Raw genomic sequence first — 14,591 nt, 5'->3', positions numbered from 1 at the left:
TGGTTGAATCGAAACACCGAGCCGATCTCTCTCGGAGGTTGGGCCGATGCCCGGGGCGACACGGTGGACCGGCAGGCGGGGGCGTGCGCGCCCCCACCGCGGCATGCGGGTCGCCGCGCCCGCGGCGGCCGGGGTCGCGGCGGCGGGGGCCAGCATCCTGGCCACCTCGCCCGACGTGTTCGAGTTACCGATCCTGGCCAGGGTCGCCGTCACGGTCGTGGCCGGCCTCCTGGTCGGCCTGCTGGCCTGGGGCAACGCCAGGCTTCCCGGTGGCGTGGAGAAGACGCGGGAGCCGGAGATCGGCCCCTCCTGGCGGCCCCCCGACCAGTGGCCGCCACCCAGCGCCCACTTCACCGGCAGGGGAGAGTCGCTGGCCGAGCTGCGCGGCGTGTTCGCCGAGCGGTTCGACGGCCGGGGGCACACCGCCGGCCCCGAGGCCACCTCCGCGCTCGTCGTCTCGGTGTACGGCAGGGCGGGCGTCGGCAAGTCGGCCCTGACCGCCATGTTCGGCAACGAGATCGGCGACTGGTTCCCCGACGGCCGCCTGTACGCCGACCTGCGCGGCGTGGACGCCCCCATCGATCCCAAGGAGGTGCTGACCGGGTTCCTGCGCGCCCTCGGCGTACGCCTGGCCACCGACCCCGGCGGCACCGACGAGCTGCGCCAGCTCTGGCTCACCTGGACCAGGGGCCGGCGCATCCTCATCGGCCTGGACAACGCCGACGACGCCGACCAGGTGCTGCCGCTGCTGCCCGCCGAGCCCGGCTGCGCGGTGATCGTCACCTCCCGCCGCCCGCTGTACCTGCTCAACACCTACGACAAGCGGCTCGACGTGTTCAGCGAGGCGATGGGCGTGGAACTGCTGGCCAGCCTGGCGGGCGGCGAGCGGGTCGCCGCCGACCTCGCCTCCGCGCAGGCCATCGTCGGCCTGTGCGACCGGCTGCCGCTGGCGATCAGCATCTGCGGCGGACGCCTCGCCACCAGAGAGAACTGGACCCTCGCCGAGCTGGCCGGACGCCTCGCCGACGAACGCCGCCGCCTCGACCAGCTCGAACTCGCCCCCAACAAGGGCGTGCGGGCCTCCCTCCAGCTCAGCTACGCCGACTGCACCGACGACCAGAAGCGGCTGCTGCGGCTGCTCAGCCAGGTCGCCGCGCCCGACGTACCGGACCGGGTGGCCGGTGAGCTGCTGGCCATCCAGCCGATCCAGGGCGCCGACCACCTGGAGGCGCTGATGGACGCGCAGCTCGCCGAGTGCTCCGGCACGGACGCCGCCCGGCAGCTGCGCTACCGGCTGCACGAGCTGGTCCGGCTGTTCGCCCATGACATCGCCGTCGCCGAGGAGGCCGAGGAGGGCCGCAGGGCGGCGATCGAGCGGGTGCTGGCCGGTTACCGCCACCACGCCCAGAGGGCGGCCATGGCCCGCTGGCCGCAGGACTGGTCGCCGGCCGGCAGGCACCCCGGCGGCGCGGCGGGGGGACAGGTCCAGGCGGCCGAGTGGCTCAACGTCGAGCGGCTGAGCCTGGTGGCGATGGTCCACCAGGCGAAGAACCTCGGGCTGTGGGAGCCCGCGTTCGGCGTCGGGCGGGCGTTCTGCTCGCTGTGCCACTCGCTGCGCGCCTACTGGAGCGACTGGCGGGCGGTCGCCGACATCGTGTGCGAGGCCGCCGAGCACCTGGACGACCCCAGATCGCTCGGCGTCGCGCTGCTGGAACGCTCGGCCGTGACCGGTGGCCTGGGCCTGCGCCGGGAGGCCCTCGCCGACGCCGAGCGCGCCCTGGAGATCTTCACCCAGGGCGGCCACACCTGGTGGGCGGCCCGCGCGATGCGCGCGGTCGGGATGACGCTGTCCAGCGAGGGCAACATGGACCGCGGCGAGACGTTCCTGGTCGAGGCCATCGCCGCGTTCCGGGCCGAGGGCGACCGCTGGTGGTCGGCCCGCTCCCAGCGCAACCTGGCCGAGCTGCGGCTGCGCCAGTCGCGCCTGGACGAGGCCGCGGTGCTGCTGGAATCGGCGCTCAACGTGTTCGAGGAGGACGGCAACCGCTACTCGGAGGCCCAGACCCTGCGGGTCTACGGCGAGGTGCTGTCCGCGCAGGCCAGGAGCCGCAGTAGCGGCGGCGACCCGGCGGGAGCCGGGGGCGCGTTCATCCGGGCCGGGCTCACCCTGCACCGGGCGGCCGAGATGTTCCGGGCCAGGGGCGAGCAGTGGGAGGTGGCCCGCTGCCTGCGCGCGGCGGGCGAGGTCGGCAACCCCGGCCGCGAGCACGGCCTGCTCGAACTCGAGCAGGTGCGCAAGGCGGCCGACATCCTCAGCTCGCTCGGCGACACCTGGGGCGAGGCGCGCACCCTGGTCTCCGCGGGCCGGGCGCACGCGCGGCTGGGCAGGTACGCCGATGCCGAGAACGCCCTGAACGCGGCCCTGCACGCCTTCCATGAGCTGGGCGACCGCTGGTGGGCCGCCCAGTCGCAGTACTACCTGGGCCGGGTGCGCCTGGACGCCCGCCGCGCCGGCGACGCCGAGGCGCCGCTGCGCCAGGCGTACGACGACTTCGCCACGCTCGGCGACCAGGCGGCGATGCGGCGGGTGCGCGAATACCTCAGCGTCGCAGATCCCCGGGATCCTCGCTGAGGCCGCCGCCGATCAGCCCGGCCCCCGCCCTTCTGACCTCCGCGACGCTCTGCCGGAACGTCTCGCGCACCTGCGCGGCCTGGTCGGCCAGCCGCTCGACGCGCGGCGCGGCCTCCGGGGCGGACACCGTCTCGGCGAGCAGGTCCTGGTAGTCGGGGGTGCGTTCGGCCAGTACCTCAAGTTGCTGGAAGGCCCGGTAGACCTGGTCGGCGCGGTAGACCTGGAGCGCGTAGTCCTCCAGCGCGCGGACCCGGGCCGTCAGCGCGGACAGCGCCGCCGCGAGCGCGTCGTCGTACGGCGTGAACGCCTGCGACACCTCGTAGGGCAGGTCCCTGGGCACGATCCTGCGGTGCTCGGCCGCCACCGCGGAGATCCGGGCCAGCCTGCGGGCGATCTGCCAGGTCTCCTCCGGGAGGGTCACGGCGTTGTCGATGGTGTCGATCAGGCCCGACCTGTTGATCTCGGAGGCGAGCACCGAGCCGGCCGCCTCCTGGGCGCGGCGCAGCAGGTCGGCGCAGTCGCGGTCGAGGTCTTCCGGGAGTACGTACCGGTCGCCGTGCTCGATGGCGAGCGCCACCCGCCGCCGCTCGCTCCTGCCGCCGGACTCCCCGGCGGCCCAGCGGACCGCCGCCACCATCCCGGCGACGGCGAGCGCGACCAGCAGGCCGCGGAAGTCGGTCAGACCGGCGACCAGGATGAGGAAACCGATCAGCGCGAACAACGGGAAGGAATCGGCCGTGCGCCTGCCGCGCGCCTGGGCGGTGCGGCGTAAACCGCTCGGGCCCTCGCCGGGGTGCGGGGCCGGGGCGCCGTTCCTGGCCCGTTGCGCCCTGGCGGCGCGCAACGCCATCGGGGCGCTCTGCAGCAGCCACCGCACCTGCCCGTCGAGCGCGGGGTCGAACTCCGCGCGTGGCGCACGTGCCTGTTGTACTCGCCGGTACCTGGCCTCGGGGTCCACCGGCCCTCCCGTCGCGCCGCTCTCCTCGATCCCCTCGCACGGCGTACGCCGCGGAAGGGCGACATCTCCTGTCCTAACCCATGTGCGGCGATATATGACAGTAATAGCTACTGAGCCTATGGGGGGATGGACGCAGTGACGCTCTGGATCGACCTTGAAGGCGCCGCCAACGTGCGCGACCTCGGCGGACTGCCCACGTCCGACGGCGGGACCATCCGCGCGGGAAGGGTCCTGCGCTCCGACAACCTGCAGGGCCTGACCACCGGCGACATCGCGTTGCTGGTCGGCGAGCTGAAGCTGCGGCAGGTCGTGGACCTGCGCTCGCACGCCGAGGTGGCGCTGGAGGGCCCCGGGCCGCTGACCGAGGTGCCCGAGGTGACGATCCACCACCACACGCTGTTCTCCGAGCGCGGCGTCCACACCGACGTCGCCGCCGACACTGTGGACGCCGGCCGGGTGCTGCCCTCACCGGCCGAACCCGTGAAGACCGACCCCGCCGTCCTGCGCGTCTCCGGCTACTACGGCGCCTACCTGCGCGACCGCCCCGACTCGGTGATCGCCGCGCTGCGCGTGCTGGCCCGCGCCGACGGGGCCGCGATCGTGCACTGCGCGGCCGGGAAGGACCGCACCGGGGTGGTGTGCGCGCTGGCCCTCAGCGTCGCCGGGGCCACCCGGGAGTCGATCGTCGCGGACTACGTGGCCACCGGCGACCGCATCCGCCAGGTCATCGCCCGGCTGCGGACCAGCGAGACCTACCGGGCGGATCTGGACAAGCGCCCGATCGACCACCATCTGCCCCGGGCGCCGTACATCGAGCGGTTCCTGGCCGGGCTCGACGCCCGCTTCGGCGGGCCGCTCGGCTGGCTGTCGGCCAACGGCTGGACCGGCGAGGACACCCGCGCCCTGCGCGCCCGCCTCCGCGACCCTCTGTGATCCTCACGGCCCGGCCACCGCGGGCGTTCCCTGGGGGCTCGACGCCCGCCGCCGGGACCCGCGGTAAAGCCGCCGCCTCAGCGGCCCGAGCCCGCAGGGCGGCGACTCGCTGTGAGTCGGTGGGGCAGTGCCTCGCTTTGACCCTGCCGGTCAGCCGGGCCTGATCACGGTCCGGCCGGCCGCCGACTCCCTGGCGGCCTCCAGCACGGTCAGCGTGGCCACCGCGCCGGCGGGATCGACCGGAGGGGGCGCACCCTCCCGCAGGCTCGCCGCCACACCCCGGTAGAAGTCGAGATAGGCCCCCGGCAGGGTGGGCACCCTGCGGCTGTCGCCGCCCGCGCGGACCACGCCCCACCGCTCGGGCGGCTCGTCGCCGAACCCCGGCTCGTCCGGCCGCGCCCCGGCGCGCAGCCGCTCCTCCTGCACGTCCAGGCCCTCTTTCACATAGGCGGCCCGCGAACCGAGCACCCGCAGCCGGGGGCCCAGGTGCGGGGCGACGGCGCTGACCCACAGGTGGGAACGCGCGCCGCCCGCGTGGGTGAGCGCGATGAAGGTGTCGTCGTCGCCCGCGACGCCCTCGCGGCGTACGTCGGACTCGGCGTAGACCTCGACGGCCGGGCCGAGCAGCCGCAGCGCCTGGTCCACCAGGTGGCTGCCGAGGTCGTAGAGCAGCCCGCCGTACTCGCCGGGGCCGCCCGCCTCGCGCCAGCCGCCCTTGGGCACCGGCCGCCACCGCTCGAAGCGCGACTCCAATCGGCGCACCTCGCCGAGCTCGCCCGACTCCACCAGCGCGCGCAAGGTGAGGAAGTCGCCGTCCCAGCGGCGGTTCTGGAAGACGGTGAGCATAAGGCCGCGCTCGGCGGCCAGCCGTACCAGCCCTTCGGCGTCGCGGGCCGTGCCCGCGATCGGCTTGTCCACCACCACCGGCAGACCGGCCTCCAGCGCCCGCGTGGCCAGCGGCACATGCGTGCGGTTGGGCGAGGCGACGATCACCACGTCGCACTCCTGCCACAGCCGCTCGGCCGTCTCCACCACCTGCGTGCCGGGATGCGCCGTGCGCACCCGCGCGGCGCGGGCCGGGTCGCGGGTCACCACCGCCGCCAGGCGCAAGCCCGGCGTGGCGGCGACCAGCGGCGCGTGGAAGAACTCGCCCCCCGTGCCGTAGCCGATCAGACCGGCCCGCAGCTCCTCAGAACCCATCCCTCCACCCTAGAGGATCATGCGGCTGACCTCGGCGATCAGCTCTCGGTCTCGTCCCGCTCGGCCAGGAACCGCTCGAACTGCGCGGCCAGCTCATCACCCGTCGGCATGGGGGTGCTCTCGGCCATCAGGTTCTGGCCTGCCGAACCGGCGGCGAAGGCGTCGTACTGCTGCTCCAGCCCGGTGATCGCGGTGGACAGCTCGGCCGAGCCCTGGATCTGCTCCTCGATCTCGGCGGTGGTCTTCTCCGCCGCGGAGCGCAGGCCGTCGAGCGGGAACACCAGGCCGGTGCTCCGGGTGACGGCGTCGAGTGCGGCCAGCGCGGCCTGCGGGAACTCGGCCTGCGCCAGGTAGTGCGGCACGTGCACGGCGTAGCCCACCATGTCGCGCCCCTGCTCGCCCAGCCGGAACTCCAGCAGCCCCGCCACGCTCCCCGGCACCTGGACCCGCCCGAAGGACGTGCTCTGCGGGCCGATCAGCTCCGGTCGGCTGGCGTGCGCGGTCAGCCCGAGCGGCCGGGTGTGCGGGATGGCCATCGGGATGCCGTGCGCGGTGATCATCTTGCTCACGCCCAGCCGGGCGGCGACCTGCCCGACCGCCGTGATGAACAGCTCCCACTCGCGGTCCGGCTCCGGGCCGGTCATCACCAGGAACGGCGTGCCGGTGGTGTCGTGCGCGAGGTGCACGGCGAGCCGTGGCGTCTCCGCCTCTACCCACCTGTCGGTGTCGAAGGTCATGATCGGGCGGCGTGACCGGTAGTCGAGCAGCCGATCGACGTCGAACGTCGCCACGGTCCGGTGCTCCAGCTCGTCGAGCAGGTGGCCGAACGCGAGCCTGCCCGCCCCCCCGGCGTCGACGAACCCGTCGAAGTGGTAGAGCAGCACCGGATCGGTCAGCTCCGGCAGGTCATCGCCGAGCCGATAAAGATCCGTCGGGTCGAACACGTTCCCCCACCCTTTCGTGAGTCCTGTCCCACTCAAACCTACGCCGCGCACCGCTGATTCCGCCGTGCGCACATTACCGGTGCACAATGGCCGACATGGAGTCAGATCAGCCGAGCGAAGAGGTCCAGGAGTTCGCCACCCGGATGTTCGACCTGGCCAGAGCAGGCGACACCGACACCCTGGCGGCCTACGTCGATGCCGGGCTGCCCGCCAATCTCACCAACGAAAAAGGTGACACCCTGCTGATGCTGGCCGCCTACCACGGTCACGCGGCCACGGTCCGGGCGCTCGCGGAGCGCGGCGCCGACCCCGGCCGGGCCAACGACCGGGGCCAGACGCCGCTGGCGGGCGCGGTGTTCAAGAAGGAACCCGAGGTGGTGCGGGCGCTCCTGGACGCGGGGGCCGATCCCGGCCAGGGCACGCCGTCCGCGGTCGACACCGCGCGGATGTTCGGCAACGAGGAGTTCCTGCGCTGGTTCAGTCGATGAGCTCGCGGTGGAAGCTGCCCACCTCGCCGGGCAGCACGGTGTCGGTGAACCTCCGCGTCTCCAGCGCCCAGTCCAGGTAGCCGCGCATCCAGTCCTCCAGCCCGGTCACGCATCTCCGGGTGGCGACGCGCACCTGCTCGTTGGCGCGCAGCGCGTCGAGCCGGCGCTCCAGGGCGTCCTTGGCCGCGAGGAAGCGGCCGATCCGCTCGCGGACGGTGTGCTCCACCTGGTCCACGGCCTCCTGCAAGGACCCGCCGTTGGCCTTCCACAGCACGATGACCAGGTTGTGGAACTCGCCCTGGAGCAGTTCCCTGCGCAGGCCGATCACGTCGTTGGTGCAGACCACGACGTGCCCGGCCTCGTGCCGCAGCGTGGTGTACTCGGGGGAGTGGCGGATGGCCATCGGCACCTCGAAGTGCTCGACCAGCTCGATGAGGTCGAAGGACGGCGGGACGTAGGCGATGTCCAGCTTGCGGTCCACGTAGGTCTCCGGGTCCGGCACCTTCCCCGTCGCCCGGTTGTCCACCTCCCACATCGCCGCGTCCAGGCACTGCCCCAGATCGGCGGAGAACCGCTGCCACCACACCTCACCGGCCCTGACCCGCATCCGCGCGCCCAGGTCGGCCAGGCCCCGCAGCACCGGACCCGCCGAGGGCCCGGGCGGCTCGCCGCGCAACAGGGCCTCGGCCCGCTCGGCCAGCCGCCGGGCCAGCCGGGGGTCCCTGCCCACGTCCGCCAGCTCGAACTGGTCGTCGAAGACGTGGAACCAGCTGTTGAGGTCGGCGGCCAGTGCCAGGTCGGGCAGCGATGCCTCTGGATACAACCGGGCCACCAGCCGGGCGTAGGACTCGCCGGCGAACCGGTCGGCCTCCGCCCCGCCGGAGATGAGACCCAGCCGGGCGGCCCATCGAGTGGTGTGCTCGGCCGCCTCGGCCTCGAACGGATTGATACGCGACGGAAACGGTACGCACAAGTCAGGCAGTACCACGCTATCCACACATACCTCCATACAGCCGTTCTGTCGCGAAAGGAGCATTAAGCACCATAGGCCGCAAACGATGGAGGCGGCTATACCCCCCGTAGGGGCGGGCCAATCATGATTGATCATGATCTAGTGGCTTCTGTGTCTTATGTCAGAAAGCCCGGAATTTCGGATGGGAGGTCGCTCCCGCCAAGTCCCTCCTAACCATCCCAAACCTCCACCATTTCCACCCCTACCTGCCCAGATGCTCTCGGTTCCTCCACGCTGACCCGGCCGCCCCGCTCTAGCAACCCCTCCCGCCAAGGTCCGCCTCATCGCCTCCGGATCGCCGGTCCGGCCGGATTTCATACTATCTCGATCGGATTTATGGGTATAGTAGGAGGGTGCCGCCCGCCGGGGCCGCCGGACCCTCGTCCGCGATGGCGGCGGGCACCTCGGCCCGGCCCGCGCCGCCACGGCCTTGTCTCCGTCCGGCGGGCGGCGAAAAGAAGTCCTGACAAAAACGCCGGCGATTTCCCCGCCCCGCCCGCCCGTCAGAACCCGCGACCGGCGGCTTTCCTGGAAAGCGCTCTCGCGCGCCGCCTCCGGGCGAAACGAATATGGCCGGGCCGCCCATTCCAAGCGCTCGCTCGGAGCGGGTGGCCCCGCCGCTCAGAGACCGAGGTCGGGCGGTGTGTTCGGCCCTGCCTGCGGCCGAGCCCCCGGATCTTCGTCGAGCGCGTAGTCGATGGCCTCGTCCATGTTGAGCCGCGCCCCCTGGCGGAAGTGCTCCTCATAGGCGGCCTCGCCGATGAGCTTCTTGCACTCCTTGACGCTCTGCTCGTGCTCGCCGCCGAAGAAGGGCGAGCCCAGCAGCGGCAGCCCGAACAGCGGCCAGTTGGTCTCCGCCGCTCCCAGCAGACGGGCCGCGCGGACGGCCTGGCCCGAGTCGGCGGCGATGCTGGCCATCGCCTCCAGGCACATCATGGCCCCGAGCACGTCGTGGAAGTGCGCCTTGATCCGCAGCGCCTCGCGGACGTTGGACAGCGCCTCCTCGGCCCGGCCACCGGCCCGCTGCGCCAGCGAGGTGGCCCAGTGCGCGTAGGAGCGCAGCCAGAGCTCACCGCGCTGTTCGCAGGTGTGCCGCAGGTCGGCGAGCAGCGCCTCGGCCTCCACCGGCTCGTTCTGGGCGATCAGGACGTAGGCCAGCTCCAGGATCGCCGGGAGCAGGCCGGGATTGAGCTCCGAGCCCGCCCGGTTGAACTCGATGGCCACGCCGAGCAGCGCGGTCGCCTTCTTCAGGTCGCCCCTGAGCGAGGCGGCGGTGCCCTGCATCTTGGTGGCCAGGATGACCGAGGCGGAGTCGCCGACGATCACCGCCTCGGTGCTGCACTGCTCGGCCCAGAGCTGGGCCGCGTCGATGTCGCCCTGCGCGCTGCACAGATAGGACAGCACCCACAGGGCCTTGCACCGCTCCTTGCTCGGCTCGGGGTTGGCGGCCAGCGCGCGTTCGAGGTAGAGACGGCCCTCCCTGGCCAGCCCGCAGGCCACCCACAGGAACCACAGCGCACTGAGCAGCTCCAGCGCGATCTTCTTGTGCTCGTCGTGGTTGAGGCAGTGTTCGAGCGCGGCGCGGACGTTGTCGTGCTCCTGGCGCATCCGGATGAACCAGGAGACCTGCCGCCTGCCCGACCAGGCGTGCTCGCCGGTCTTGGCCAGCTTGAGGTAGTAGTCGCGGTGCCTGGCGCGCATCTCGTCGGTCTGGCCGAGCTTGTCCAGCCACTCCTCGCCGTAGTCGCGCAGGGTGTCGATCAGCCGGTAGCGCACGCCCTTGCCGTGCTGGTCCATCAGCAGGATGGACTTCTCCACCAGCCCGGTGACCAGGTCGGTGATCCGCTCCTCCGGCAGGCTGCCGGGCTCGTGACAGACGGACCTGGCCGCGTCCAGCTCGAAGTCGCCCGCGAAGATCGACAGCCTGGCCCACAGCAGCCGCTCGGCGGGCTCACAGATCTCGTGGCTCCAGCCGATGGCCGCGCGCAGCGTCTGGTGCCGGGGCAGGGCCGTACGGCTGGCCCCGGCCAGCAGGCTGAACCGGTCGGTCAGCAGCGAGAGGATCTGCTGGACCGACAGGGCGCGCAGCCGGACCGCCGCCAGCTCGATCGCCAGCGGGATGCCGTCCAGCCTGCGGCACAGCTCGGCCACCGGGCCGATGTTGTGCTCGTCGAGGGCGAAGTCGGGGACCACGGCCCCCGCCCGCGCCGCGAACAGCTCGACGGACTCGTTGCCGTAAGGATCTTCGCCGGGGTCGTCGCCCGGTACGGCGAGCGGCGGGATGGGCAGCACCTGCTCGCCCGGGACCTGGAGCGACTGGCGGCTGGTGGCCAGGATCTTCAGCTTCGGGGCCTGGTGCAGGAGCTGGAGGACCAGCGTGGCGCACGACTCGATCAGGTGCTCGCAGGTGTCGATGATCAGCAGCATGTCCCGCGCGCCGACCCACTCGGTCAGGCGGTCGGGCCGCGCCGACTGGTCGGCGATGCCCAGCGCCGCGGAGATGGTGTGCTCGACCATCCCGGCGTCCTGGAGGCGGGCGAGGTCGGCGAACCACACGCCGTCGGCGTAGTCGGCCCGCACCTGATGGGCGAGCCGGAGCGCGGTACGGGACTTTCCCACACCGCCGATGCCGGTCACGGTTACCAGCCGTGACTCCTGAAGGTGGCGTTTGAGGGTGGTCAGCAGCCGGGTCCGCCCGACGAAGCTGGTGAGCTCCGCGGGCAGATTGCCCTCTCGCCGCCATCCTGCTGGGGCTGCCATGGCCGCCTCACCGGGGGGTAGCTGACACCTGCCTGCGCATCGTACCCCCGGCGCGGACGGCTGTCCGGGGGCGCAAGCATAAGCCGGATCGAGGTTTTCCGCATCGAGCCCACAATCAGGACAAACCCTCTCAGCGATCTCTGATACCGCTGAGTAGGCTCGCCGCATGAGGCGTTGGGCGGGACGCTGGATCATCGCGGCACTGGCCGCCGTGGTCGTGGCGGCGGCGGGAGCATGGGCCCTGTGGCCGTCGTCACCCTCGGTGACGGCGGCCGAGGTGACGATCGACGTACTGGACGGCCCGGCGGGCGATCAGCGGGTGCGGATCGACGCGACGTTCTTCACCCCGCCGGACGGCGGCAGGGCGCCCGCCGTGCTCCTCGCGCACGGCTTCGGCGGCACCAAGGCGAGCGTCCGCGACGAGGCCGAGCGGCTGGCCGCCGCGGGCTACGCGGTGCTGACCTGGTCGGCCCGCGGCTTCGGCCGCACCACCGGCCAGATCGCCCTGAACTCCCCGGAGTACGAGGTCAAGGACACCCGGCAGCTCGTGGACTGGCTGGCCGCCCGGCCCGAAGTACGGCTGGACGCCAAGGGCGACCCGCGCGTGGGCATCGCCGGAGCCTCCTACGGCGGCGCCATCGCCCTGATGACCGCCGCCCACGACCCCCGGGTGGACGCGATCGTCCCCCAGATCACCTGGCACGACCTGGCCACCGCGCTGTTCCCCGACGCCACCGGCCAGGGCCCCGAGCACGGCGTCTTCAAGCGCATGTGGGCCGGGATCTTCTTCGGCAGGGCCGGGGCCCCGCAGCGGCCCGGCCCGCCCATGCCGCCCATGCCGCCCGCGGTGCCGCTCACCGCCGAACAGGCGGCGTGCGGCCGGTTCCTGCCGGAGATCTGCGACCTGTACCGGAAGGTGGCCGAGACCGGGAAGGCCACCCCCGAGGCGGTGGAGCTGCTGCGCCGCTCCAGCCCGGTCTCGGTGCCCGGCATGATCCGTGTCCCCACCCTGCTGCTCCAGGGCCAGAGCGACTCGCTGTTCCCGCTCGACCACGCCGACGCCAACGCCAAGGCCATCGCCGCGACGGGCGCGCCGGTCCAGGTCGCCTGGTTCGACGGCGGTCACGACGGCGGCCACGGCGAGATCGACTGGATCCACGAGCGCACGCTGAGCTGGTTCGGCCACTTCCTGGCCCGCGACGGCGGCTCGGGCGTACCGGGCAGCGCCTTCACCGTCACCAGGGACGGCGGGCGCGACCCGGGCAGCCGGCAGCCGGTGCTGCTGCACGCCACCGCGGGCGACTACCCGGGGCTGGCCGGCTCGGCGCGGACCACGCTGCCGCTGTCCGGCCCCGAGCAGCGGGTCGCCGCCCCGCCGGGGGGAGCGCCCGCCGCGGTGTCCTCGATCCCCGGGTTCGGCGGGCCCGGCGCGGGCGGCGCGGCCGAGCTGATCGGCGCGGCGGCGGACGTGCCGGGCCAGAGCGCGAGCTTCGAGACCCGCCCGCTGACCCGGGCGGTCCAGGTGACCGGGAGCCCGGCGGTGACCGTCCGGGTGTCCGGCACCGACGCGCCGGGCCGGGAGGTGACGCTGTTCGCCAGGCTCCAGGACGTGGCCGCCGACGCCCGCGCGCCGGTCCTGCCCAAGGGCCTGGTCGCGCCGGTCAGGCTCACCGTCCCCGAGGGCGGCGGCGAGGTGACCTTCCGGCTGCCCGCGATCGATCACCGGTTCGCCCCGGGCCACCGGCTCAGGGTCTCGATCGGCACCACCGACCTCGGCTACGCCATGCCGGACGCGGCGGCGGTGCACACGATCGCGCTGCCCCCCGGCGGCGGCGCGCTCACGCTGCCCGGCGTGCCGCTGGAGGCCCCGGCCCAGGGGCCGGTGTGGTGGACCTGGGCGCTGCCGCCGGTCGCGCTGGCCGTGGCGGCGCTGATCGCGCTCACCGGGCGGCGCCGCCGTACGGCGGGCGAGGACGCCCCCGACGAGGACGTCCCGCTGCGGATCAGCGGCCTCACCAAGAGCTACCGCGACGGCGAGCCGGTGGTCGCGGACCTGAGCTTCACCGTGCGCCGCGGGCAGGTGCTCGGCCTGCTCGGCCCCAACGGCGCAGGAAAGACCACCACTTTGCGCATGCTGATGGGCCTGATCACACCCGACGCCGGAGAGATCCGCATCTTCGGCAGGAAGGTGACCCCCGGCGCGCCCGCGCTGTCCAGGATCGGCTGCTTCGTGGAGGGGCCGGGCTTCCTGCCGCACCTCACCGGGAGGGCCAACCTGGAGCTGTACTGGCGGGCCACCGGTCGCCCCGCGGCCGACGCGCGGATGGCCGAGGCCCTGGAGATCGCCGGGCTCGGCGGCGCGCTCGACCGCGCGGTGCGGACCTACTCCCAGGGCATGCGCCAGCGCCTGGCCATCGCCCAGGCCATGCTCGGCCTGCCCGACCTGCTGGTGCTCGACGAACCGACCAACGGCCTGGACCCGCCGCAGATCAGGGAGATGCGCCGGGTATTGATCCGCTACGCCGAGCAGGGCCGCACGGTGATCGTGTCCAGCCACCTGCTCGCCGAGGTCGAGCAGACCTGCGACCACGTCGTGGTCATGCACCGGGGCAGGCTGGTCACCGCCGGGCCGGTGAGCGAGCTGCTGGAGTCCGCGGCCCGGCCGAACGGCTCGGCCCGCCGCCTTGAGGACGTCTTCCTGACCCTGATCGGAGACAACGCGTGAGCACCGGAACGGCGGGCGCGCCCGGATACTCGGCGCGGCGCACGCTGCCCCTGTCGGTGGAGTTCGTCAGGCAGTTGCGCCGCAGGCGGACCCTGGTGATGTTCGGGCTGCTGCTCGTGCTGCCGTGGGTGCTGGCCGCCGCCTTCCAACTGGGGGCGGGTCAGCCCCGGCCCGGCCAGGGCGCGGTGGGGACCGGGCTGCGGATGAGCGACCTCGCCACGACCGGCGCCCTCAACTTCGCCGTCTTCACCCTGTCGGTGTCGGCGAGCTTCCTGCTGGTCGTGGCCGTCGCGCTGTTCTGCGGCGACACCGTGGCGGGCGAGGCGAACTGGGCGTCGCTGCGGTACCTGCTGGCCGCCCCGGTGCCCAGGGCGCGGCTGCTGCGGCAGAAGCTGATCGTCGCGCTCGGCTACGCTGCGGCGGCGGTGTGCGCGTTGCCGCTGATGGCGCTGCTGACCGGGACCCTCGTCTTCGGCTGGGCGGACGTGCAGGTGCCGGGCACCGGGGAGATCGTCCCGGCGACCGTCGCGCTGCCGAGGTTCGCCCTGGTGGTCGGGTACGTGCTGGTCTGCCAGCTCGTGGTGGCGGCGCTGGCGTTCCTGCTCTCGGCCACCACCGACTCACCGCTCGGCGCGGTCGGCGGCGCGGTCGGCCTGGTGATCGTCTGCAACATCCTGCAGGCCGTGGACGCGCTCGGCGGCCTGCGGGAGTTTCTGCCGACGTACTGGAACACCGCGTGGCTGGCGGCGCTCACGCCCGAACCGGACCTGAGCGGGATGCTCAGGGGCGTCGCGGTGGCGGTCGCCTACTCCTCGATCCTGGTGGCGGTCGCCTTCCGCGGGTTCGGCCGCAAGGACATCGTGTCCTGAGCGCCGTGTCCTGAGCGCCGTGTCCTGAGCGCCGTGTCCTGAGCGCCGTGTCCTGAGCGCCGGGTCCTGA

General features: G+C 73.1%; 10 protein-coding genes. 5 read left to right on the top strand and 5 right to left on the bottom strand.

The window, feature by feature from the left end; genetic code table 11:
* Positions 1-46: 46 nt before the first annotated feature.
* Positions 47-2,632 carry an ATP-binding protein gene (locus DP939_RS13270; protein ID WP_147267976.1) on the top strand — a complete coding sequence of 862 codons (2,586 nt, stop codon included), beginning with the start codon at positions 47-49 and terminating at the stop codon, positions 2,630-2,632.
* Here the strand turns inward: DP939_RS13270 and DP939_RS13265 are convergent.
* Positions 2,601-3,590 carry a hypothetical protein gene (locus DP939_RS13265; protein WP_113980960.1) on the bottom strand — a complete coding sequence of 330 codons (990 nt, stop codon included), beginning with the start codon at positions 3,588-3,590 and terminating at the stop codon, positions 2,601-2,603. The genes DP939_RS13270 and DP939_RS13265 overlap by 32 nt on opposite strands.
* A gap of 126 nt (positions 3,591-3,716) precedes the next feature.
* Here DP939_RS13265 and DP939_RS13260 point away from each other — a divergent pair, with 126 nt between their 5' ends.
* Complete coding sequence (locus DP939_RS13260) at positions 3,717-4,523, top strand: tyrosine-protein phosphatase (protein ID WP_113980959.1); 807 nt, start codon at positions 3,717-3,719, stop codon at positions 4,521-4,523.
* A 150-nt stretch (positions 4,524-4,673) separates the two neighbouring features.
* On the opposite strand, the gene DP939_RS13255 is transcribed toward DP939_RS13260, so the two are convergent.
* Both DP939_RS13255 and DP939_RS13250 read right to left on the bottom strand, forming a co-directional pair.
* Positions 4,674-5,723, bottom strand: a complete 1,050-nt coding sequence (locus tag DP939_RS13255; RefSeq protein ID WP_113980958.1) for a Gfo/Idh/MocA family protein — start codon at positions 5,721-5,723, stop codon at positions 4,674-4,676.
* Between the two features lie 38 nt (positions 5,724-5,761).
* Positions 5,762-6,667, bottom strand: coding sequence for a proteasome assembly chaperone family protein (locus tag DP939_RS13250; RefSeq protein ID WP_113980957.1), 906 nt, complete (start codon positions 6,665-6,667; stop codon positions 5,762-5,764).
* Between the two features lie 95 nt (positions 6,668-6,762).
* Here DP939_RS13250 and DP939_RS13245 point away from each other — a divergent pair, with 95 nt between their 5' ends.
* Positions 6,763-7,155 carry an ankyrin repeat domain-containing protein gene (locus tag DP939_RS13245; protein WP_113980956.1) on the top strand — a complete coding sequence of 131 codons (393 nt, stop codon included), beginning with the start codon at positions 6,763-6,765 and terminating at the stop codon, positions 7,153-7,155.
* Here DP939_RS13245 and DP939_RS13240 read toward each other — a convergent pair.
* Together DP939_RS13240 and DP939_RS13235 are read right to left on the bottom strand one after the other, a co-directional pair.
* Positions 7,145-8,152, bottom strand: a complete 1,008-nt coding sequence (locus tag DP939_RS13240; protein WP_147267975.1) for a terpene synthase family protein — start codon at positions 8,150-8,152, stop codon at positions 7,145-7,147. The genes DP939_RS13245 and DP939_RS13240 overlap by 11 nt on opposite strands.
* Positions 8,153-8,788: 636 nt before the next feature.
* Entirely contained in the window at positions 8,789-10,927 is a 2,139-nt protein-coding gene (locus tag DP939_RS13235) for an ATP-binding protein (protein ID WP_113980954.1), read from the bottom strand.
* 166 nt (positions 10,928-11,093) lie between these two features.
* Here DP939_RS13235 and DP939_RS13230 point away from each other — a divergent pair, with 166 nt between their 5' ends.
* Together DP939_RS13230 and DP939_RS13225 are read left to right on the top strand one after the other, a co-directional pair.
* A complete protein-coding gene (locus DP939_RS13230) occupies positions 11,094-13,652 on the top strand; it encodes an alpha/beta fold hydrolase (RefSeq protein WP_113980953.1) in 2,559 nt (852 codons plus the stop codon).
* Positions 13,649-14,521, top strand: a complete 873-nt coding sequence (locus tag DP939_RS13225) for an ABC transporter permease (RefSeq protein WP_113980952.1) — start codon at positions 13,649-13,651, stop codon at positions 14,519-14,521. Before DP939_RS13230 ends, DP939_RS13225 begins: the two co-directional genes overlap by 4 nt.
* Positions 14,522-14,591 lie beyond the last annotated feature (70 nt).

Source organism: Spongiactinospora rosea (assembly GCF_003315795.1).
Taxonomy (GTDB): Bacteria; Actinomycetota; Actinomycetes; order Streptosporangiales; family Streptosporangiaceae; genus Spongiactinospora; species Spongiactinospora rosea.
Note: the sequence above shows the minus strand (reverse complement) of the source record. Positions and strands in the feature narration are given on the sequence as shown.